Source organism: Pseudomonas syringae group sp. 26L6, assembly GCF_032587815.1.
GTDB lineage: Bacteria > Pseudomonadota > Gammaproteobacteria > Pseudomonadales > Pseudomonadaceae > Aquipseudomonas > Aquipseudomonas amygdali.
In genome coordinates this window covers 1-22963 of the sequence record NZ_JAWHPJ010000009.1, presented here as the reverse complement: position 1 = coordinate 22963, position 22963 = coordinate 1, and the positions used below count along the sequence as shown (strand labels likewise).

The window sequence follows — 22963 nt, the reverse complement described above, 5'->3', positions numbered from 1 at the left end:
CATGAATCAATTTCTTGAAAGTAACCGACATCACCCTCACGGCCCCACCTCAGGTGCCGCGGTTGCTTGCGCTCATCGATTGGCCAGACATAGACCCACGTTCTGACCCATCAGTGAAACAAACCAAGGCGCCCACGGCGCCTTTTTTATTGCCTATTACTTTGAAAACAACCACCTGAAAACAACGGAGATCACCACCATGACCATGCTACGCGGAACCCGCATCGTGACCGGAACAGAAACCGCAACCCTGCGTGAGACAGAAAGCCGCTTCCGGAGCTATCTTCATCGAAGCGGGTGCTGAAGAAGCGATAGTCCCCGCGTTGTGGGGTCAGGACACTTTTATCGAAAAAGCCGGCGGCAGCGAGATCATCAGCCAGATGTGGGCATTCAACGACAAGGCCGGACGCGCCTGTTGCCTGATCCCGGAAGCAACGGCCCTGTTCCAGGAGCGCAGTGAAGCCCTGCTCAACGGGCGACGCGAAGCAGTGTTTTTCTATGTCGCACGTTGTTATCGCTACGAGCGACCGCAGGCCGGACGCTACCGCGAGTTCACCCAGTTGGGGCTGGAAATTCTCGGCCCGTCACCGCAGCAAGCCTTGCAACGCAGCCAGGCCATCTGCACAGGCTTTCTGGACTCGCTGGGTCTGGACTATGAACTCAATACCGCCGTCAAACGCGGCCTGAGCTACTACCTGAACGGCAACGGCTTCGAGGTACGCTGCTCACGCCTGGGTGCACAGCAGCAGGTGGTCGGCGGCGGAGCCTACAGGGAAGGTGCCGGGTTTGGCATCGGGCTGGAGCGGCTGGTGTTGGCGCTTGAGCGTAATTAATCCCGCTTGGCCAGAGCGCCTTTGCAAGGAGGCGCTTTTCTACTCTGCTGCACGTATTTATCGCACTTCAAACCAACGAGGATGAAGTTTCGGAAAATGCTCTTTCAGCCAGGCGACGAATGCCTGCACCTGCGGCGCAAGGTGTGTACGGCTCGGGTACAGCACAGAAACCGGGCGCGGCAACGGGCGAAACGCTTCAAGCACTTCGACCAACTCTCCGCTGGCCAGAAACGACTCAACGGTAATGCCCGGAGCCTGAAGAATACCGAACCCTGCAAGGCCGCACTGCACATAGGCGTTGGACTCGTTGACAGTAATGCCACCACGCGGCAGAACAGGAAAGTCGTCGCCATTCAACGAGAAATGCCAGGGTAACGGCCGGTTGCTCTGACCAGACAGAAAGCTGACCCCGCAATGACCTGCCAGCTCGTGCAGCGTTTCCGGCGTGCCGAAGGCTTGCAGGTAGGACGGCGCGGCGCAGGTGACCATCGTGGCCTTGCCAATTTCCCGGACCACCAGACTTGAATCGGGCAGCTTGCCGATGCGCAGCGCGCAGTCGATGCCCTCTGCGACCAGGTCCACCGTGCGGTCCGTTACTCCCAGTGCCAGCTCGATGTCGGGGAATGCCTGGGTAAACCCTTTCAGGCTCTCCATGAAACTACGCTGGCTGAACGCTGCCGGGATATCAATCCGAAGCCGCCCCCTCAGGGTCGAGCCATTCCGGTCGAACATGGAAGTAGTTTCGGCAAGATCAGCGAGGTTGTTCTTCACGCGCTCGTAAAAACGCTGACCTTCCGCAGTGAGTTTTACACTGCGGGTGGTACGTTGAAACAGCCGGACATCCAGCGACGCTTCAAGGTCCTGAATGATCCGGGTCACATGGGGACGCCCTATCTGCGTGGCCTCCGCCACTTTGGTAAAACTGCCCAGCTCGGCAAGTTTCGCGAACACCTGCATTGACTGTAAAAGGTCCACCGCCGAATCCCCCTGAACAAATACCGAACCATTGTTGCCTGGCAGGATAACAATCCTGTCGATTTGCGCCCATTTATCTGCACCAGCGTTTTACCAACAATGACTTCAGCGCCCACAAGGCAACCGCCTCTGTGAGCCCACACATGATTGCTGGAGACATTGAATGAAAGCGTGGCTGTTAAAAGACTTCGGGCTCGACAATCTGGTGCTCGGAGAAGCTGAAACGCCGGTTCCAAAAGCGGGTGAACTGCTGGTGAAAGTCGGTGCGGTATCCCTCAACTTTCGCGACAAGGCCATCGTCGACGGCATCTACGAGCCGCATCGCGTACCCAAGCCTCTCATTCCGGTCAGCGATGCAGCCGGTACGGTCGTGGCGGTAGGCGAAGGCGTCAGCCGCTTTGCAGTAGGCGATCGCGTGAACTCGCATCTCTACTCGCGCTGGATCGACGGCCCACCAGGCCCGGACGAACCGGATTACTGCTTCGGCTCGCCTTTGCCGGGCGGCCTGGCTGAATACATGATCATCCATGAAGACAGTGCCGTACGTGCACCGGATGCCATGTCAGATGAAGAAGCCGCCACACTGCCGATTGCCGCACTGACGGCCTGGTACGCACTGGTCGACTTCGGTCAGATCGAAGCCGGGCAAACCGTCCTTGTGCAGGGCTCAGGCGGCGTGTCGATCTTTGCTGTACAGATCGCGACAGCCTTGGGTGCCAAGGTCATCGCGACTTCCAGTAAGGACGAAAATCTGCAAGCGGTGAAGAAGTTGGGCGCTGTCGCCGGGGTGAACTATCGAACCCATCCCGAGTGGGCAGACGAAGTAGTGAAACTCACCGACGGCAAGGGTGTGGACCTGTTACTGGACGTAGCCGGTGGCGACGGCATCAATCAGTCGATTGCGGCCACCAAAGCGGGCGGGCGCATCGCGCAGATCGGTTTTCTGACCGGCCAGACTGCGGCGCTGAACCTGATGCCGATGATCTTCCGCCAGACCACCTTTCGCGGAATCGCCGTAGCACCTCGCTCGTCGTTTGATCGGATGAACGTTTTTCTCAACGAGCACAAGATTCGTCCGGTAATCGATCACGCTTACCCGTTTGAGCAAGCTCGCGAGGCATACGAGCACTTGGCCAGAGGCGCGTTTGGCAAGGTGGTGATCAAGGTTGATCAGGCCTGACACTCTCTTGAGGTTGCGACGCGCGGATACTTCCTGAGCGTCGCACGCCACGATCCCTCATCAACCATTCGAACTCAAAGGGTTACACTGCCTCCCTACCCTGCCCATGACCCGAGGCCCCTGATGAAAGTTGGCGTGATTTCCGACACCCACGGACTGCTTCGTCCTGAAGCCATTACGGCGCTTGAGGGCTGCGAAGCCATCCTCCATGCCGGTGACATCGGCAGCCAGGACATCGTCGAGCAACTCAGCGCCATCGCCCCGCTGCACATCGTGCGCGGCAACAACGACCAGGATGCCGAGTGGGCAAAAAACATCGCCGATCACCTGCGCTTCGACATCGAAGGCTGGCAAACCCTGCTGGTTCACGACATCGCCGATGTTCCGGCGCTACTGGATGACAGCGTGAAACTGGTCGTTACCGGCCATTCACATAAACCCCTTATCGATTGGCGCGGCGACACGCTGTATATGAACCCGGGCAGCGCCGGGCGGCGGCGTTTCAAGTTGCCGGTGACGCTGGCGTTGCTTGAGATGGGCGCAGATTCGATGGAGCCGACGCTGGTGCAGTTGGTTGACTGACAATTCAGATAGGCATCGAGTGTGAGAACCCATCTGAATATCATCACAGCTGAGCAGGCATACGAAAATCGCGTAATGCACTCATATCAAAAGGATTCGGCGCACGCTGGCTCGACAACAGATAGTTGGCCCGCATGCCTCCGACATCGGCCTTGAGCACAAGTACATCACGGCCCTTCAGCGGCTCGGTCTGCATCAGGTCAAAGAGGCGGAACAGCGACCATGGGCCGCTATTCTTTTCGATGCCCAGCGGCCGGCCGACCATGCCTTCCATCACCAGACTTGTACGTCCATCCTCAGTATCAGCGGGCCACCTGAATAACATCGGTACGATGGGGCCATGACGATACTCAAGTGACTGATCACCCAAGCGGAACTGAGCGCGGCGTACCGCAGGGTCGAGGGTGTGAGGTTCAAGAGTGAATTGCACCTGCGGTTCCTGCGTGCGGTGAGCAAAGAAGCTACTGCGGATTTTATAAACACCCGCCATCTGATCCAGATAGGCACGACTCATCGGCAGACTGTAGCCGTCAATCGTGCGCAGTCTATAACGACCAGGATCGCCACTGACGAAGGGCTTCAGGTAGCTATCGAAGAAGCGCTCGGCTATGCCCTGCGCGCCGAAGAACTCGCGAAAATCATTAAGCGCCACATCACTGCTGCTGTGCGCATGGAATGGATAGCGTTTGGCGAGAGACTGTTCATAGAAACTGTAAAGCTCTGCCTTGTAGCGTTGGTTGAGGTAATGGTGAGACTGATACAGCACAAAGCTCCAGGTATCTTCAGCCAACGCGCTCAACCAGCCGCCCAGAGGCTGGGGTAACACAGTCGCGGCATTACGCAGATTGCTCAAGGCGTCTCGCTGTCCAGACATTCGTCCCTTTGCCATCTCGTAGGCCGCCAGTTCGGGCTGACCGGATCGGCCCAGTGCGGCCATTTGCATCTGCAATTCATTGATGGCGTTCAATGCTGTAATCAGATCGGCGGCAGGACCATTTTCTTCATCCAGCAAGCGGTGCAAAGGATCGAAGCGACGCTGCAATGATTGCTTCGCCGTTGTGGGCAGGCTATCGGTAACCGTCTGCTGCAACGTATCGCCAATCGCAGCAACCTGGGTGAGCGCCACAGAGTCCCTTGCTACCTTGTCAGCCTCGGCCTTCATAGCACCGAGACTGTCTGCAAGGACCGGGAAAAGTGTGTTGTCACGCACCTCGACCAGCAACTGCAGCAAAGGCGAATGCGCTGCCGTCAGCCCGGCCAGTTGCACGGCAGCCTGGCTGGCTCCTTCAAAGGGCTGCAGTGAAACCCGACCGATCGCTTCGGCCCAATGATCGGCGTAATCACGAAAGTACAATTTTTCCAGTTCGACCATCAATGCTCGCAACTGATGTGCGTTGTACTGTTCACTTTCACCCAGGACCCAGTTGTCACGCATGATTTCAGTTACCACGGCTGTGCCACGGGTAACGAAATACTGCTCGTAGCCCTGGCGTGTATAGAACCCGGGAATCCGATAGTCAGTACCAGCCAAATGCTTTGCCTGAGGGCCGGTGTTGTGGCCAAGGCTGTAGTCCGGAAGTACACGCGCTTTTTCACGCAATACCCGATAAACCACGTTGGCGAAGGATTCGTTACGCAGCAACTGCCGAGCCTGCGCCACTAATGTGTCGTTTAGCGGATAGGCAAAAGACTGTTCGAGCAAACGCCCAAAATGCTGATTCAACTCGTGCTGAGCCTGTGCATGCCCGACATAACGAATTGACCAGTCGGTCGCCACCCGCTCCTTCAGCGCAGAAGGTATCCGGTGTTCACGCTGAACCAGCATCAGATAGGCGCGCAAGTTGTCCAGTAACTGCTCGCGATCCTGCAGGCTGGCCATTATGCGGGCTTCAAACATCCGCACCACTCGTGGCAGCAACTGGCCCTGCAACTGGGCATGATAAGCGCGCAAAAGCACATCATTTGCAGGCTCGCCCTGATAAAGACCGTTGCGCTCATACAGAGTGACATCACTGTTGTCCGGAAATACCTGAGCGGCCTGGTAAAGGGTGTTCAGGCTATCAAGGACTGTCAGTAGATCATCCTCGGCGGTGAGCGATGAACGCTGTTGCGTCCACTGTTCACCTAGAATACGAAGCCGCTCCAGCCGGTCGTGGTTAGCACTGAAACCAGTCGTCCATAGCACTCCGAACACAGATAAAAGCAATAGCGCGGAGCAATACACTGCCCTCTGACGCCAAAGAATCTTTCCGCGTGCTTCCTTGTTGAGAACAGCGAGATCGGACTCAGGGAAAATCACATGCCGCAACAGATCGTGAATGAACCGTGCTTTTCCAGGTTGTGGAACCTGTAATCCGGTACTGCCCTCCCCATTAGCTCTTTGAGAGCTCTGAACAAGTTGCGGCGCACGGGTCAGGTAGAACCCACGAAACTGGCTGGCGCGCTGATAGCGATTTCCGGAGAACGCGAGTTCGACAAAAACACCCAGTCTGTGTGCGATACCTCCAAGCAGGTTGGGGAATTCAAGCATTTTGCCACGGCGCTGGCTGTCTCGTTCCTGATGAATGCGAGCGATGACCTGGCTGCCAAGCCGTTGCAGCAACGTCTCAAACTCCTGAATGAGAACACCGCTGTCGGTGCCACTCTGGCCGTTTTGGAACGTGACTCCAAGGATCTGCTCACTTTCCTCACGGGACAGTTGATCAAAAAAATCATCGAAACCTGCTATCGAGTCGGCCTTGGTCAGTACCAGATAAACCGGCACATCAACGTGCAGTTGCTGAAAAACTTCGTCCAGGCGCGCGCGCACGTCTTCAGCCGTTTGCTCCAGACGCTTGTCACGCTCGTCAAACAATATGTCCACTGGCAACGTCACCAGCACACCGCTGAGCGGCTGTACGCGGTAGCGGTCCCGTAACAACCCCAGAAGGGTCATCCAGGCGCTGCCGTCGACCTCGGGTACAGGCTGGTCAAGATAGCGACCCGATGTATCCAGCAAAATAGCCTGCTCGGTAAAATACCAGCCACAACTGCTGGTGCTGCTCGTGTCGTGCGTCAGTTTGCGCCCACGCCTGTGCAGGGGAAAGTCGAGCCCGGAAGAATCCAGCAGGCTGGTCTTGCCGCTGCCCTGCGGGCCGATCAGCGCATACCAGGGCAGCTCGACTCGACCCCGGGCACCCAATTTGCCATACAACGCAGAATCCTTGAGAACGCGCAGGGCATCCTTGAAACGACTGGCAAGCTCCAAGTGCTCTTTTTCCACGGCGACAGACTTACGCAGAAGTTCTTGACCTGCGTGACTGTCTTGCGCCTGTTTTTTCTGCAAACCAATGCGCCAGTTGTTGAAGACAATCCCGAGACCCCAGACCAGAAACAACACACTGATCGATACGAGTCGCGCAATGGGGCTCTCCCAAAACCGGTTATCCGCCACCGCCAGCAGTGGCCCGAATATCCATATACAAGCGGCCAGCACGAGCACCAACAGCAGCGACCAGGCCCAGGTACTGCACAGCAGCGCGATAAGTTTTTTGAACAGGGTTTTCATTGCATCTCTCATTTCAAGACCGGAGCTAAAGCGCTGCCAGATACGCTGTCTGATAGGGTTTGAGCACGGCCTCACGCTGCTCGCCGAGTACCCAGGTAAATCCGCAATACAGCACAGCCAGGCTGATAACCGTGAACAGCATAATCAGCCATACCGGTGCGACATGCAGCCGTTCAGAAGACTTGGATTGCGCTCCCTGCCAGCGAGGTGAAAGAGTTCGGGACACGTCGCCTCTAACATGCCTTATCTGCCGATAGAGGCTATCGCGGATGTCCTCCAGTTCGTGGCCATTAAGGCGGTGCGAGCGGTATTTCCCCTCGAACCCGAGCGCCAGACACAGGTACATCAGCTCGAGCATAGGCAGATGCTTGAACGGATTGGCAGAAAGCTTTTCGAGGAGGTGAAAGAATTTTTCGCCGCCAAATGTCTCCTTGTGAAACCGGCTCAGCAGACTGATCTTCGACCAGTCACTCTTGCTGCCCCAGGGCGTGTTCAACACAGCTTCATCCACGACCGTACACAGCACGTAGCGCGCAGCCAGTAGCTGATCATTTTCTATAGCGTTTCGCCGGCCCTCGGCCTCGAACAGCTTGATCTGGTCCGATAGCTGTACGTTCAGCAGCGCAATATCGCCAAACTCTTCGGCTGCAGACAGCCTGGACACCTGAGCCAGCAATTCGCTCGCGGCAGCAACCAGCGAATTGACATGGATACTGACCCGCTTTTCGGATACTTGCAGGGTGTTGTTGATCAACCGTTCCTGCAGACCTTCGAAAAGATTCGCATCGTGGGGACTCGTGAACATGTCATCACCCGGCCAGACATTGTCCCGGCCATAGGTAACGGCATGGTCTTCGCGACTGCTTTGCATATCCATCACCCTGCTCAATTTCTGATCGCCCAGAACTGCAACTCAAGCCCCGGAAATTCACCTGATACATGGAAAGCAAATCCCCCTGACTTATCGATTCCGCTTTGGTCCCGGTCATCGATATCGAGAATGAAATAGGCTTTTGCAGCGTGAAACGGTATTTGCCGCGGAGCCACAGGCAGCGGCCTGAGCCGCATACCCGGCAGGTGCAGACTCACCAGTTCGCGAATACTTTCCACAGAGCCCACTTTGAGGTGCGAAGGCAGTCGCCCACGCAGCTCTTCGGTATCGCAATCAGCACGAGCGGCAATGACAAATGAGGCATCCCCCAGCAACTCACGATCCACCCGAGGCGACACCAGAACGCCGTACTGTCTGGGCTGCAACTCAAGCTCCTGCGCGTGCTGCTCGAGAACCATCGACAGCATTTGTCGAATGGCAAACATTAAACGTTTGAACGTTGCACCCTGATCACTGTGCTGATAGCTGCCCTCCAGTCGAGGACGTCTGCTTTCATCGCCGAACGTCGACAACTCGCCAAAAAGAGATAACAGCGCCCGATACAGTTCTTCGGGGTGCACCTGCCGGGTAGTGAGATAGTGTTGAAGTACCAACGCGTTGCGATTAATCAGTTGCAACATCATGAAATCGCCCGTCTCTGCACCACGCGCCTGGCCGTATGTACCGATGCGCTCGGCGATGATGTCGCCTCGATGCTGCAGCAGACCTACAACTTCCTTGAGGCACGACATCAGGTAGCGTGAACCACTGGCGTTGATGAAGGCCGGTGAAAAACCGGTGTCCAGCGTTATTGCCTTGTCAGGGCTGCAGATAAGAATATGCCCCAACTTGAGCAAGGTGTAGGCGTGCTCTCCGCGAGGTTCTCCCACTAACAGACGAAATTCCGGGCGCGCGCATAACACCGAAGTGGAACAGTCTGCTCCGGCGTTCGAATCCAAAACATCCGTTGCGTAGGCTGTAAAGCGTGCGATCACCTCCGGCTGTTCGTGGCTGCGTGTCTCAATGCAATTACCCGCCATTGTCGGCAGCGCTATGTACACTGGCATGTTTGAAGTGTTTGCAGGAATATCCAGCGCCAATGGACTGTTACGGTCGCATATGTCGAACACGCTACCGTCCGGCAGGATACCCGAGGCCTGAGCCAGTACGATCTGTCCCGAGCCCAAAAAATGCGGATCTATTTCCAGGGCCGTGAACCCCCAGTTGTAGGCGCCCGCCAACCGAGTGCGAACCCGCAATTGATGGTCGTAGTAACGATCGTTATGTTGAAAGTGCTGCGGCCGCAGCAACATGCCTTCCTGCCAGATAACCTTGTGCGCGTTCATGTCGGATTTCCTGTGCCTGTCTGGCTATCTGCCCGTTGAAGGCCTGATTCACCCAGTACGAAAACGGCTCGATTCTGCTGTTTGGGGTGAACCTTGATCACGTGACGCCATTGGGTTTCCGGCAAATTTCGATAGGCAGCCAGTACACCGATGTAACGACTGCCTTGATCCAGTTTCAGCTTCAGTTCAATACTCTCGCCTGGACGAAGTTCAAACTCTTCGCTTGCAATCAGGTCTTGCCCGAGTGCCTGAGCAGTCCGTTGGTAAAGCGAAAAGAAATCCATATTCTCGAAGGTCACCGGACGCCTGAGCTCCAGGACCTTGAGAACAATCGGCGAGGGCCTGCCATTGACATCAGGATTAAGCTGATTGTCTGCATTCAGTTGTAAATCCACACGGGTTTGCGTTGAGTACGGTGAGAGTGCTGAACAACCATTGAGCGTGAGTAACAGCAGTAACACTAGTGACCGCTTGACTCGGCTAACGTGAAGACACATTGAAATCAGCCCTGTAAATCCTGATGGAGGCAGTGATACAACCGAACGGCGGCTCATGACAGCTCACGCCCATAGAATGCGTTGACACGGGGGTGGGCAATGCCCGAAAGCCCCACACTCGACTCTTCTATTACTTCGTTTCGGCTGGTGGGTTCAGGGCTGCCCAAAGCCCGGTATTGATCATCGCTGAACTTGAAACGGCCAGTGCACCCTCCAAGGCAAATCACCGCAGCAAGCATAAAAGGCGCAGAGCACCGACAATGAACGTTCATTGAAAAAAGTCCCAGATAATGAGTTAGGCAATCGTGGTGATTCGGCAGTTAATCAGGTCGTCCGTGAGCAGCACCGATCTTCAAATGCGCCAGGCGATAAAGCAGCGTGCGTCGTGACACTCCGAGAGTGCGTGCTGCACGACTCCGGTTGCCGTTACAATCGCGCAAACACTCAAGCAGTACGTCGCGTTCGAACTGTTCGATGCGCTCACGTAGCGAAAGGCAAGCCGGATTGCTTATCGGGTTGGCGGGGATGGGAAAGTGTTCCAGCTTCAACTCACCGTCATCGCATAACAACACTGCGCGCTCGACGAACCCCTTCAACTGCCGAACGTTGCCCGGAAAGGCGTATCCCGATAAAGCTCTCAATGCAGCCTGCGACCATTGCACCAGATCTCGTTGTGAGTGCAGGCATGCCTTGTCGGAAAAATGCCGGGCCAATATTTCTATATCACCCACGCGCTGACGAAGCGGAGGAAGCTCAATGGGAAACTGCGCCAGACGGTAGTAAAGGTCTTCACGAAAACGCCCTTCTGCAATGAGCTTTGGCAAATCGCGATGAGTAGCAGCAATGATTCGCACATCGACCTTGCGAACCTTGTTGGCGCCCAGCGGCCGAATCTCTCCCTCCTGTAACACCCGCAGTAGCTTTGCTTGCAGCAGCATTGGCATATCGCCAATTTCGTCGAGTAAAAGCGTACCGCCATGAGCAATGTCGAACAGGCCAGGTCGATCACGATCAGCGCCGGTAAACGCGCCCCTGCAATAGCCAAACAGCTCGCTTTCCAGAAGAGCTTCGGGAAACGCAGCACAATTCTGCACAACAAATGCGTTGGAGCGGCGAGGTCCATGCTCGTGGATAGCGCGAGACACGACCTCCTTGCCCGTTCCGGTCTCGCCAGTGAGCAATACAGTGCAGGTGCTGTCGAGAATCTTGCCCAGAAGATGGGTTGTTCGGCCCAGGGCAGCGCTACGTCCTGTAAACCCATAGTTATTCGAATTCACAGACAATTCCGCCTGAGCTGTCCAGCGCCGCATGAACCCTGCATAAGGCTTTACCACTGCTCATGGCACTGAGCAAATGGTCCGCTATCAACGGGGTCAGGGAGGACTCGAGTAACTGATCGATCAGTCGGGCGCCGCTGTCGCTTTGTGTGCAATGCTCAAGCAGATGACAAACCAGACTCTGCGAGTAGCTGAAGGTGAGAGCACGGGATTCAAGTCTCTCTCCAAGGCGACTCAGCTTTAGTTCGACCAGTTCACGAAGCGCTACACCCGTGATGGGGTAGTAAGGCACAACGCGCATTCTGGCCAGCAATGCCGGTTTGAAATGTGCGCTGAGTACTGGCTCTAGGCGCATCGCCAGCTGTTTGGCATCCGGGAGCGTGCTCTCGTGGCAGTTGGCATGGATCACCTCGGCGCCGAGGTTGGAGGTCATCAGAATGAGCGTGTTGCGAAAATTGATTTCCCGGCCCTCTCCGTCGTTGGCTACGCCTTTATCGAAGATCTGATAGAACAGATTCAGTACATCCGGGTCCGCCTTCTCCACCTCATCAAGTAGAATCACCGAGTAAGGCTTCTGTCGAACAGCGTCAGTCAACATGCCTCCCTCGCCATAACCGACGTAGCCCGGCGGTGCGCCGATCAAACGGGAAACGGTGTGTCTCTCCTGAAATTCGGACATGTTGATCGTCGTGAGAAAACGCTCGCCGCCATACAGCAGGTCAGCCAGAACAATAGCTGTTTCGGTCTTGCCGACACCGCTTGGGCCGACCAAAAGGAATACTCCGGTTGGAGCACCGGGTGTATTCAAACCGGCAGCCGATGCCCTCACCGATTTTTCAATCGCCTGCATCGCCTGCTCCTGTCCCCTGATGCGCAAACGTAGCTCCGAAGAGAAGCGGTCAATCCGTTCACTGTGCTCCTGAGCCAATCGCGATACCGGAATTCCAGTCCAGGCACTCACCACTTCTGCGATCAGTCTGGGGCACACTTCAAAGCTCACCAGACGCTCGTCCACTTGCGTATCGATCAGAGCCTGCCGGACTTCAGTCAACTCGGACTCCAGCGCGTGCGTGTATTGAGAGTCGCTCCCCTCGCCTGCCTGCTGTACTTTTCGGTCAGCCAGTTGACTGCGTAGACCAATGAGCCGCTTGACGGCTGCGAGTTGATTGGCCCACCTGTACTCAAGCTCATCTGCCTCGCTCTGCATCCGTGACAGGTCAGAAACCAGCGTAACCAGCAAGCTTTCATCAACCGACAACCCGGCAGTGGCATCACGCTGTAATGCCTCAAAATGCCTTCGTTGCCGAGCAAGTTCACCTCGCAGATGCTCAAGACGTTCAGGCACGGCAACCAGACCGATTCGCACACGAGCACACGCTGTATCGAGCAGGTCAACTGCCTTGTCCGGCAACTGACGCCCGGAAAGGTAGCGGGCCGAAAGCCGGGCAGCGGCAACCACAGCGTCATCGCGCAGATAGACGCCATGACTGCGTTCATATAACGGCGCGAGCCCACGCAGAATGGTGATGGCCTGCTCCACCGTGGGTTCCATTACGCGGACCGATTGAAAGCGACGTGCAAGCGCCGGATCCTTTTCGAAATATTGTCTGTATTCGGCCCACGTTGTCGCTGCAATGGTACGCAGCTCCCCGCGTGCCAGCGCAGGCTTCAACAGGTTGGCCGCATCCGACCCTCCGGCCTGAACACCGGCCCCGATGAGCGTGTGGGCTTCGTCAATGAACAGAATGACAGGCCTGAGTGAAGACTGGACTTCCTCAATGACCCCCTTCAAACGACGCTCGAACTCACCTTTGATACTGGCGCCCGCCTGGAGCAACCCCATATCCAGCGACAGTAGCTCGACATTCTTCAACAGATCAGGCACTTCACCATGAACGATCCGCAGCGCCAGTCCCTCGACAACTGCGGTTTTGCCGACACCCGCCTCGCCCACCACAATCGGATTGTTCTTGCGTCGACGAGCCAGTATGTCGACCATCTGGCGCAAGCAGTCATCACGACATAGTACGGGATCCAGCAAACCCTCTCGGGCCTGCTGCGTCAGGTTATGAGTGAAACGTGCAAGTAGCGATTCACTTTGATTCAGGGCTGGCTTTGCTACGCCCGGTGATTGCTGGGCAAGGGCGTAATCGCGAAAGCGTTCAATGTTGATCCTGCCCAATAACGGCTGGTATGGACGGTCCGCATAGCGCGAAGGATTGCGCAGCAAGGCAAGAATCAACGCAGCCTGGTCAATGAGGCTTTCGCCCAAATCCAGATTGGAAATCAACAGCGCGTCTTGAAGCCACTGAACAAGCTCGGCAGAGAATACCGGGTTACGGATTGCACTTTGCTCGATCGGCTGGCGAAGGAAGCCTGCAAATTCGTCAGCTGCAACATCGGCCTCCAGCAGCGCACGCGCAAGCATTCCATCAGGCCGTTCCAGCAGGGCAACCAGTAGATCCTCAACCGAAATTTTACTACTGCCTCTGGAAACACAACGTTCGGCGGCCCCCTCAAGCTCGCTGCGTGTAGGGGCATCAAGGGCTCTGACGAGCTGCTGCAGGTCTACATCGATCATGAATAGTCCTTATTGGTCGGTCTGTTGAACGTCACAAGCCCCTGGGCATGCTCACGCCCGAGCCAACTGGTCCAACCCAGGTGACAGGTGTTCGATTGGCCAATGCGCAGATCCCTGATATCCGAATTCAGAAGCTCGAGACAAACGTCGTAATCCAGTGGATCGCGCAACGTGAACCGCACAAGTGCGCCCAACGGTTGGTAACTCCGGCCGGTGGGTAGAAATTCGTGGAAGCGCTCCCAATCAAGCTGTTTTATATGAATACGAAACTTGCCACTCCGATCTGGAACACGAACACCCAGCACCATATTCCGCCCTGGCTGGTTGTTGGCTTTGCCAAGGCAATTGAGCTGAGCACGACTGATCTCAACCGTTCGCTCGACACATTGTTCGATGAACATCCGGGCATGCTTGAAGTAGTAACGAAGCACCGACTCGATCAACGCGGCAGAATGAGCACGCAGGCTCAAGAGCCCCAGATAGGGCAACAGCCGCTTCCAGTTCAACTCGGTTGTTTCTCGAATGCGCGCGCCATGTAAACCGATCAATGCAAAGAGATGTTCGGAAAAAGGATCGGTTGCGCCACTGGCGAACACCGCGTGATAGCGGTACTTGCGCCAGACAGGCAACATCAGTTTTTGCAGGCGATGATTAAAAATATCCAGGAAATCCCGAGTGGCATTAGGCTTGTCCCGTTCCCCCAACGCCTGCTCGGCATAGAAAGCCGGCAGCGGTGAACCGGACCCAACCAGGCTCATCACGTTGAGGTACAACCGGACATACAGGTCAGTGTGCTCATGAAAAAAATCCAGACGTTCTATGTCGCTACACGGAAATCCAAGACTGGGATTTGCCCTTAATTCAAGAAAAGCATGCAGTTGCTCATCATCGGCATCCGGGTGAACTTCACGTAAAACCCCGAGGATCAAAGGTATCGCCTGATACACGGAATATTCCCGTATATGCTGACTGAGCGTAGTCAGAGCAGCGGCTGCTGCCCCATGCGTGGCGTCCATTCGTAAGCACCTCCCTGAGCGGTTTTTACATGCAGTTCATGGAAAGAATTCAAACTGGCATAAAGCGCAAAGAATTCGTTTAGGACTGAAGCAAACAGAAACAGACTGGCTTCGTCTGCAAGCGCGCCAGGGGCAATGAGCAGCTCGGTTTTAATGCCTCGCACCGGCCGGCCATCATGCAAGCGATCAACGTGCTGGTGACGTATCGATTTCAGCCCACTTAACAAATGCTGACTGACCTTCTCCGCTTGCTTGTCGTAATAACGCGGCAAGTCATAGGTTTCGATAATGACTTTTAACGCTTCGATACTTGCCAGAGACAGATAATTCAGCGACATGTTACTAATGACGCGCCATAGAAAGTCACGTCCAATCGGCGGCGCATAGCTTTTAGTTGCTGGTGTAATATTTCTGAACCGCAGGAAGTCTGGAGTGCCTTCGCACGGCTTGCATATCCCGCCGGCCCTGATCTGCTGTGGAAGATTATGGTTGGTGCAGGTCAATCCAATCGAGATCGTTTCGTTGTCTCGGTCGCCACGCGCATCGAAACTCAGGTAAGTATCCAGCCCTCCATGCGCTACGGAGTCACGATGACGCACGCTGTAATAAGGGGCGTTGCTCTGCACATCGACGGCCGGATCATGTTCGAAGGACTCAAAGGGCACATAGTTCTGATATCCCCTGCCTCCTGGCTGCCATCCGGTGACGGTATCAACCGAGTAAACCCCGCACTTGCCATGACCGTAGTGCGCAGGAATCAGCAGATACTCATCCTGTCGTGCGTCGGCCAAAATGGGGAGTGCATCCTGTTTGAACAAGTTGACCACGGGTGTGCAATATAATTTTATATGTTCAACCTTCGGCCGAAGGTGCAGCATATCCTCGCCATGCATTTCAAAGATCAGCTGAAAGCCACGAGCAACTTTCAATACATCTTCACTCACTGATGTGATGATCTGGAGACCGCCAATATCAGAAAAAAGGAATTTCTCCGGAAAGCAAAAATACTCTTGCAGGTAGCGATAACCGCGAAAAGTGTTCAGCGGATAAGGGATCAATGACTCATCTTCTGCAAAGCCCACTGGCTGTACTTGATCTGCAGAAATGCTCAGTTCATATGATTTGCCATCCCCATTCAGAAGCGGCTTGCCCTGTTCATCCAACAGTAATAACTTAACGCTTTTAAGTTTGCGCATGAGGCCAAGATACAGCGCTTGGCTAATAGCACGATCGCCTGCAAAGTGCAGGCGTAGCCTATTCAGCTCCAGCGCCCCCAGGTGCCCGTCACCTGTCATCTCCAGACACAACGTCAAAGTCGTCGCCTCCGCGCTGGCCGAGTAGGAAACATTTACCAACTTCAGTGGAAGAATATCGGTTGGAAAACAGGTACGAAATTGACAGACCTGCCCCTTCACGGGCTCACTTTCTACCGGGGTATCGCGCTCGACCCTTATACCAGGCCCTACAGCCATCAACGGATCGAATTGCAACATGCTCACTGCCGGCATCGGTCGCATATAATTGGGCCATAACAATTGCATAAGCGAATGAGTCAACTCAGGCAGATCATCATCGAGTTTTTGACGCAAACGACCCGTCAGGAAAGCAAACCCTTCAAGCAACCGCTCAACGTCGGGATCCTGACCTGCCTGCCCCAAAAAAGAAGCCAATGCCGGATTGCGATCAGAAAACTGCCGGCCCGACTGACGCAGGGCCATCAGTTCCTCTTGATAGTAATGGTTAAATGACAATGCTCACCCGCCGGATCTTGTTTTATGAATGAATCGGAGTTTATGTAAAGAAACAGGAAACAACCGATTCGCGAGAATCACTTGGCATAGTCAACTCACCCTTACCCTTCCGGCTTCGCTGACAGTTGCGGAAAACCGAACAGCCTTTTTAATGCCGTCAGCTTTTAAAATTGCATCAATAAAAAATTGCAGTGTCAGCCTATCTTCCGAGTGCCCTTCAGACATGACGTAAACCTCTGACAAGCGGGGCTCATAGAGCCTGACAGCTTTCTCGATCGCCACTCGGGATTGCCTCAATATATCGTGAGCGCTCATGCTCATGTCATTCAAGTCAGGCAAGCCATAATCAGGTAGCATTTTCACGCTTCCTGCACGAGCGCCAAGCATGTTCGACAAATGTGTCGCTACCGATGCCGTTAACTGTTCTTCCTCAGAAAAGCCTGGCGGCTGTAACCTCACTTCGGCAAGGCGTTCAAAAAGACTACCGAGGCCTCTCATGGCGTTACCTATTCCTTTTCCATTTTCCCGACCAGCGACAGAGTAAAATCAGCCCCCATATATTTGAAATGAGGACGGATATTCAAACTGACACGGTACCAGCCTGGATCACCTTCAACGTCGCTAACAATAATTTGCGCTGAGCGTAACGGGCGTCTTCCTCGCACTTCCGCGCTCGGGTTTTCCTGATCTGCAATGTACTGGCGAATCCATTTATTAAGTTGACTCTCCAGATCCGCTCGCTCTTTCCAGGACCCGATCTGCTCTCGCTGCAACACCTTGAGGTAGTGCGCGAGGCGGTTGACAATCATCATGTAGGGCAGTTGGGTCCCCAGCCTGTAATTAAGCTCGGCTATTTTGCCTTCCGAATGGTTGCCAAAGAACTTGGGCTTTTGCACCGAACTCGCGGAAAAGAACGCGGCGTTATCGCTTCCTTTGCGCATGGTCAGCGCGATAAACCCCTCTTCTGCGAGTTCATACTCTCGGCGATCAGAGACCAGGACCTCCGTCGGAATCTTTGTCTCGATTTCACCCATGCTGTGGAACCGGTGCAAGGGAAGGTCTTCCACCGCACCACCACTCAGTGGCCCGATGATGTTGGGACACCAACGAAATTTGGCAAAACTGTCTGTCAGCTTCGTCGCAAATGTATAGGCCGTATTTCCCCATAGATAGTGCTCGTGGCTATTCGCGACGTTTTCCTTGTAGGCAAACGTTTTCACCGGGTTTTCCGCTGGCTCGTAAGGACTGCGCAGCAGGAAACGCGGCACCGTCAAGGCAAGATACCGAGCATCCTCTTGCTGCCTGAAGCTCTGCCATTTGGCGAACTGCGGGCCTTCGAAATGATCGCTCAGATCCTTGAGGTCAGGCAGACCGGTGAACTGCTCAAGCCCGAAAAAATTGGCACCCGCGGCAGCGATGAAAGGTGCATGCGCCATGCAGGCAACGCTTGAAACGTATTGCATGGTCTTGACATCAGGGGCGCTTGGCGAGAAGAAATAATTGGCGATGATTGCGCCAACGGGATTACCGCCAAACTGGCCGTACTCAGCGGTGTAGACGTGTTTATAGAGGCCCGACTGAACCACTTCAGGTGAATCTTCGAAATCCTCTAGAAGATCCTGTTTGGAAACGCTTAATAACTCGATTTTTATATTTTCACGAAAATCGGTTCGATCAATCAGTAACTGCAACCCACGCCATGAAGCTTCCAATGCCTGAAATTCTACATGATGGATGATCTCGTCCATCTGGCGACTCAGCTTGACGTCAATCTCGGTAATCATCCGGTCAACCAGCGCTTTTTTGACCGGTTCGTTGTTATTACGCGGCTTCAGCAACTCTTCAATAAATGCAGCCACCCCTCGTTTGGCAATGCCATAGGCGTCGTCAAAAGGCTCTAATCGGGTATGCGCAATAATCTGATCGAGAATTCCATGATGAAGCTCATTTGCGTCGCGCTGCGGTATGGCTTTTGTGTTCATATATTAATTCCTGACAATAAATCCGACATTACCGTTGCGACGCGACATCCAGGCCAAGCTCATCCAGCACGTTCTTACGCGATGTTTCATCCGTAATGACATGCTCGATGGCCTTGCGAAAAGAAGGCATGTTCCCCAGCGGCCCCTTGAGCGCCATTAGGGCGTTGCGGAGCTCCATCAGCTTTTTAAGCTCCGGAATCTGTTCGACGAGACTGGCAGGGTTGAAGTCTTTCATCGAAGAGACCTTGATGCTGACAGTCAGCTCGTCAGCCCCGCTATCAGCCTGCAAGCGGTCAGGTATATTCAGTACCAGTTCAAGCTCCTGTTTCGCCAATACATCATCGAAATTATTCTTGTCGATACTGATTGATTTACGGTCCTCAAGCTTTCGCTCGTCCGCGCGTTGTATGAAATCGCCAAGAACCAGCAACTTCAGCGGCAGCTCTATTTCTTCCTGTGCGCCACCAACAGCAGGTTTGAACGTCACGTTAATCCGTTCTTTGGGCGCTACAGAGCCTTCTCTGGCCATCTCATTTCCCCTCAATTCATTCAACTGTGCATTAGCTATCAATAAACCGCTCAAGGTCGTGATGACACAACCTCTGGTAAATTACTTCTTTGCGCGCTACTGCCTTTTCGTTCAGAGCAATGCGCTCGTAACAGCTGTATAACAAGCGCGACACATCCAGGAAGACCGTGGGTTCCCATACCGGCAAGCTTGCTGTTTGAAGTTCTTGATCAAGGTGCTCAAGTTGAACCTTCGCCAACTCGTATTTTTTTGCATCTATACAGAGACGTGCGATGCATAGCTTGCAGAAAAATCGCTCTCGCCCGCCCTCCACGCCTTTCAAATGATCATTCACCAATCGCACAGCGGCCTTCAGTCCTTTTTTCTGCAAAACCGGCAGTGCATCGTGATACAACGAGCTTTGTTCTAAGGCGTCATGCTGACTTTCGCTGCCACGCGCATTACTGACATGAACTTCAGGAACCAGGATATGAGCGGCGATCCACTGTAACGTCTCCACGTCTGCAAACGGCACACCATCGTGAAAGCGAAGTTCAACAAGGTCTGGAATGCGCTTTAAAAGTAAAGCAAATTGAACCTCCACCTCGCGCATTGCCGCTTCGCCACCCAAGGCTTTCAGACAGTTCCAGACCATTCGCTGACCATCAAACCAAAAAGGCGAGCCTGCAAGACTTGCTTCAAGGTCTACAATGAGGTCTGCGTAAAGGCCCTGTTCGAATCGCTCTTGGTAATTACTTAGTTTGTCAGCGGGCAATCTCCTTAACTGCGTTATTTTCTCACTATTTCTTTCAGGAAGACTATCCACCGCATACCAGACCTGCGAGCGACCAAGGCGAAAAGCCCGCAGATCTGTAGTTTTTTGCTTGAGCCACCATCTGCAAAGGCTGCGTACGGAGTTCTCTTGCATACTTAAAGCCCGCTGCGCATCTCTCTCGTTGTCAATGTCGGAGTCACTTGAAAATAACTGAACCGCAGCCTGCTTGACGCGCTCCACCACCTTGACAGGCTCTTTCTCGACCTGCTCAGCACGCTGAATCATACGGGCGAGCCGTCTTCGCAACGGCAGCAGCAACGGGGCATCACTTCCCAGATACAGATTAAATATTTCATCCAGGCCATCAAGCTGCCTGAGCAGTTGCTGGAACTCAGGAAGCTGGTGAGTAATGGAAATATCTTCTCCCAGTGCCTTTTCAAGTTTCAGCAAGAGCCATTGCATGCTCGCCGAACGTGTTCGTAACTTTCTGGGATGAAAGAGCAGCCAACGCTCTTTGCACAAATAATGAATCAACCCCAGGCCCGCAGCTAATCCGCTGACAGACTCGCATTCATATAGAGCCCAGGCCAGCCAGCTAGCGACGCGCAGGTCTTTGGACTGGTTTGAAAGAATATGTTCACAGCCCTCTCTGATCCGCAGCCAGTCTACATTCACTTCCCCGAAAACGGCCTGCGTACAGCCCAGCTCACGCTCCAGGACTTCAAACATCGTAGAAAAACGAATGTCTTCGCCTGCGTAATCGTCCGCCGCTACAGGGTGCCGAGCCAGATCCAGATATAGAATGGAGAGCTTGTCTTTACCTGCCACTGATCATACACCCCACATAGCGTACACTTCATTGTGAAAAGCTTTTCCAGCCACTCATAAAACCAGGCAAACCTTATCGTCATAAAAACCAGCAAGCAAGGTGACACCTGAAAGATATTAAACTTTCGGAAAATTCTTACACCCGAGCAGAGCAAATATGTAGGAAGCAATTAATTTATGTACCAAAATATTTATAGCTTTAATTATCCATTGACCGATACGCAGCTATATGCATATCAGAACTCACAGATGTATTCGGTCTAAAATTCACCGAAAGGGACTACTGAACGGCCAAAAAACTTGTCAGGAGAACGTGCGAAAAATGTGACTTTCCACACAGAAAGACCAGATATGAAAATATTAATATTTTCAGATAGCAGCTTGGAAAGCTGCGCAAAAAAATGATAACGGTGCGCAAAAGCTTGCACAATTTACTCGAAGAAAACTCACTACAAGCGTCTTCTGCATATCCTGCAAATGGCCAAACCAGCTGACATTACTGACTTAAGAGATACCTGGCACGTAACTTGTTATAGCCATGCTTCGATCTCCAAGCCGATTCGCTTGTGAGGTACCATCGACTGTAAGGAAGAACGTTAATGCCTACACCCGCCTATATGACTGTCATAGACGCCAATCAAAAAACGCTGACAGCAAGAGCTTTCACAGCAGACTCTGTTGGCAACGTCTATCAGGAAGGCCATGAAGATGAAGCAATAATCCAGGCTTTCAGCCATAACATTATTACACCCTGTGATACGCAGTCAGGCCAGCCTGCTGGCCAACGCATTCATGGGTCTGCTTGTGTCACAAAAATTTTTGACAAAACCTCGCCATTGCTTCTGGAAGCCCTTTGTTCGGGCTCAACACTGAGCAAAGTCGAAATCAAGTGGTACCGGACGTCTATCGATGGCAAGCAGGAACACTATTACACCACCACCCTTGAGGATGCGGTCATCGTCAACATCAAGTCTTACATGCACAACTGCCAGGATCCGAAGAACTCGCACTTTGGACACCTCGAGGACGTTCAATTCAGCTATCGCAAAATAATCTGGGATCACGTAAAGGCCAACACTACCGGATCTGATGACTGGAGAAGCCCAAAGGCGGCATAACTCCACTGCTCCGTCGGTCCGACAGGATCGGCGGGGTTTTCATAAACCGGCTAGGCACGGTGGTCCATATGACGCTGAACCCCGCTGATCGACCTTACTTCAGCCTGAGCGTCGACGGCCTTGAGCATGACTTTCAAATCCTTTCATTTACCGGCCATGAGGCCATCAACCAGCCCTTCTGCTTTACGCTTGAGCTGGTCAGCGAGCGCACGGCGCTGGACCTTGAAGACCTGCTGAATCGTCCTGCATTTCTGCAGTTCGTGCCTGACGGTGGGGGCATTCACGGCTTGATTGATCAGGTATCCCAAGGCGACTCCGGCACACGCCTCACGCACTACTCGATCACCCTGCGCCCGCATCTGGCCCGGCTCGGGCATCGCACCAATCAGCGTATTTTCCAGAATCGCACCGTGCAGCAGATCATTGCGCAGGTACTGAAAGAACATCACCTGCTGACCAATGACTACCGCTTCAAACTCGGCACCACATACGCCAAACGGGAATACTGCGTGCAGTACAACGAGTCGGATCTGCATTTCGTCCAGAGACTGTGCGAAGAGGAAGGTCTGCACTATCACTTCGAACACAGCCCCACAGCGCATCAACTGGTGTTTGGCGATAACCAGATGGTGTTTCCTAAACTCGATTCGGTGATCTATCGCCATGACAATGGCCTGGTGGCCGATGAGCCGGTCATCAAGCGTTTCAAGCTGCGCCTGGAAACCCGCGCCAATCGCACCACTCGCCGCGATTACCACTTTGAAAAACCCCTTCTGAAGATGGAAAGTTCAGCGGATATCAAGACGCAGCCTGATCTTGAGGACTATGACTACCCCGGCGGTTTCACCCACCGTGATCAGGGTCTGCAACGGGCGAATCGAGCCCTTGAACGCCACCGCCATGATTACCGGCTGGGCGAAGGTCAAAGCGATCAGCCTCGGCTGGTCAGCGGTCATTTTCTGCCATTGGATGGACACCCCAACAAGGAGTGGAATGCTCTGTGGTTGCTCACGGAGGTGCGTCACGAAGGTCGCCAGCCTCAGGTTCTTGAAGAGTCCGCACATAAAATCCAGAGCCCTGATAACTTTCAACAGGGCTATCGCAATACCTTTTTCGCTACTCCCTGGCAGGCCTTGTATCGCCCGCCTCTGCATCATCCCAAACCGAGAATATTCGGCAGTCAGACTGCAGTGGTTACTGGCCCGAAAGATCAGGAAATTCACTGCGACCGGCATGGCCGGGTCAAGGTGCAGTTTCATTGGGATCGTGAAGGCAGCGGCGATGACAAGAGCAGTT

17 protein-coding genes and 1 pseudogene are annotated in these 22963 nt (G+C 53.9%); 5 read left to right on the top strand and 13 right to left on the bottom strand.

The window, feature by feature from the left end; all coding sequences use genetic code 11:
• The first annotated feature begins 254 nt into the window (after nucleotides 1–254).
• On the top strand, nucleotides 255–833 hold the full coding sequence (locus RYA97_RS02690) for an ATP phosphoribosyltransferase regulatory subunit (RefSeq protein ID WP_005777737.1): 579 nt from the start codon (nucleotides 255–257) through the stop codon (nucleotides 831–833).
• 57 nt (nucleotides 834–890) lie between these two features.
• Here RYA97_RS02690 and RYA97_RS02685 read toward each other — a convergent pair whose 3' ends face one another.
• Nucleotides 891–1790 carry a LysR family transcriptional regulator gene (locus RYA97_RS02685; RefSeq protein WP_117139946.1) on the bottom strand — a complete coding sequence of 300 codons (900 nt, stop codon included), beginning with the start codon at nucleotides 1788–1790 and terminating at the stop codon, nucleotides 891–893.
• A 181-nt stretch (nucleotides 1791–1971) separates the two neighbouring features.
• On the opposite strand from RYA97_RS02685, the gene RYA97_RS02680 reads away from it, so the two are divergent.
• Entirely contained in the window at nucleotides 1972–2988 is a 1017-nt protein-coding gene (locus tag RYA97_RS02680; protein ID WP_117139947.1) for a zinc-dependent alcohol dehydrogenase family protein, read from the top strand.
• A 123-nt stretch (nucleotides 2989–3111) separates the two neighbouring features.
• Complete coding sequence (locus RYA97_RS02675) at nucleotides 3112–3570, top strand: metallophosphoesterase family protein (RefSeq protein ID WP_117139948.1); 459 nt, start codon at nucleotides 3112–3114, stop codon at nucleotides 3568–3570.
• A gap of 43 nt (nucleotides 3571–3613) precedes the next feature.
• On the opposite strand, the gene tssM is transcribed toward RYA97_RS02675, so the two are convergent.
• The 12 genes and pseudogenes from tssM to tssA form a co-directional block, all read right to left on the bottom strand.
• Nucleotides 3614–7117: a type VI secretion system membrane subunit TssM gene (gene tssM, locus RYA97_RS02670; RefSeq protein WP_117139949.1), complete on the bottom strand. Its 3504-nt coding sequence runs from the start codon at nucleotides 7115–7117 to the stop codon at nucleotides 3614–3616.
• A 25-nt stretch (nucleotides 7118–7142) separates the two neighbouring features.
• A complete protein-coding gene (gene icmH, locus RYA97_RS02665; protein ID WP_117139950.1) occupies nucleotides 7143–7994 on the bottom strand; it encodes a type IVB secretion system protein IcmH/DotU in 852 nt (283 codons plus the stop codon).
• An 8-nt stretch (nucleotides 7995–8002) separates the two neighbouring features.
• Entirely contained in the window at nucleotides 8003–9334 is a 1332-nt protein-coding gene (tssK, locus tag RYA97_RS02660) for a type VI secretion system baseplate subunit TssK (protein WP_044293273.1), read from the bottom strand.
• Nucleotides 9331–9831 carry a type VI secretion system lipoprotein TssJ gene (gene tssJ, locus RYA97_RS02655; protein WP_029240993.1) on the bottom strand — a complete coding sequence of 167 codons (501 nt, stop codon included), beginning with the start codon at nucleotides 9829–9831 and terminating at the stop codon, nucleotides 9331–9333. The genes tssK and tssJ overlap by 4 nt, the downstream gene beginning before the upstream one ends.
• Nucleotides 9832–10151: 320 nt before the next feature.
• Nucleotides 10152–11093 (bottom strand): annotated as a pseudogene (locus RYA97_RS02650) (sigma-54 interaction domain-containing protein); the annotation flags it as partial.
• A gap of 1 nt (nucleotide 11094) precedes the next feature.
• Entirely contained in the window at nucleotides 11095–13689 is a 2595-nt protein-coding gene (tssH, locus tag RYA97_RS02645; RefSeq protein ID WP_117139952.1) for a type VI secretion system ATPase TssH, read from the bottom strand.
• Nucleotides 13686–14705, bottom strand: coding sequence for a type VI secretion system baseplate subunit TssG (tssG, locus tag RYA97_RS02640; RefSeq protein WP_044293272.1), 1020 nt, complete (start codon nucleotides 14703–14705; stop codon nucleotides 13686–13688). The genes tssH and tssG overlap by 4 nt, the downstream gene beginning before the upstream one ends.
• The gene (gene tssF / locus RYA97_RS02635; protein ID WP_044293270.1) at nucleotides 14669–16456 is read right to left on the bottom strand and encodes a type VI secretion system baseplate subunit TssF; all 1788 of its coding nucleotides are present in this window, start codon (nucleotides 16454–16456) and stop codon (nucleotides 14669–14671) included. The genes tssG and tssF overlap by 37 nt, the downstream gene beginning before the upstream one ends.
• Nucleotides 16457–16546: 90 nt before the next feature.
• On the bottom strand, nucleotides 16547–16954 hold the full coding sequence (gene tssE, locus RYA97_RS02630; RefSeq protein WP_016981949.1) for a type VI secretion system baseplate subunit TssE: 408 nt from the start codon (nucleotides 16952–16954) through the stop codon (nucleotides 16547–16549).
• 8 nt (nucleotides 16955–16962) lie between these two features.
• Nucleotides 16963–18438, bottom strand: a complete 1476-nt coding sequence (gene tssC / locus RYA97_RS02625) for a type VI secretion system contractile sheath large subunit (RefSeq protein WP_016981948.1) — start codon at nucleotides 18436–18438, stop codon at nucleotides 16963–16965.
• Nucleotides 18439–18466: 28 nt separating this feature from the next.
• Nucleotides 18467–18967, bottom strand: a complete 501-nt coding sequence (gene tssB / locus RYA97_RS02620) for a type VI secretion system contractile sheath small subunit (protein ID WP_002553522.1) — start codon at nucleotides 18965–18967, stop codon at nucleotides 18467–18469.
• A 31-nt stretch (nucleotides 18968–18998) separates the two neighbouring features.
• Complete coding sequence (gene tssA, locus RYA97_RS02615; RefSeq protein ID WP_016981947.1) at nucleotides 18999–20549, bottom strand: type VI secretion system protein TssA; 1551 nt, start codon at nucleotides 20547–20549, stop codon at nucleotides 18999–19001.
• Between the two features lie 599 nt (nucleotides 20550–21148).
• Between tssA and RYA97_RS02610 the strand changes: the two genes are divergently transcribed.
• Together RYA97_RS02610 and tssI are read left to right on the top strand one after the other, a co-directional pair.
• Nucleotides 21149–21667, top strand: a complete 519-nt coding sequence (locus RYA97_RS02610) for an Hcp family type VI secretion system effector (RefSeq protein WP_117139953.1) — start codon at nucleotides 21149–21151, stop codon at nucleotides 21665–21667.
• A 68-nt stretch (nucleotides 21668–21735) separates the two neighbouring features.
• Nucleotides 21736–22963 (top strand): type VI secretion system tip protein TssI/VgrG (gene tssI / locus RYA97_RS02605; protein WP_316886969.1); only part of this gene is annotated, 1228 nt, incomplete at its 3' end.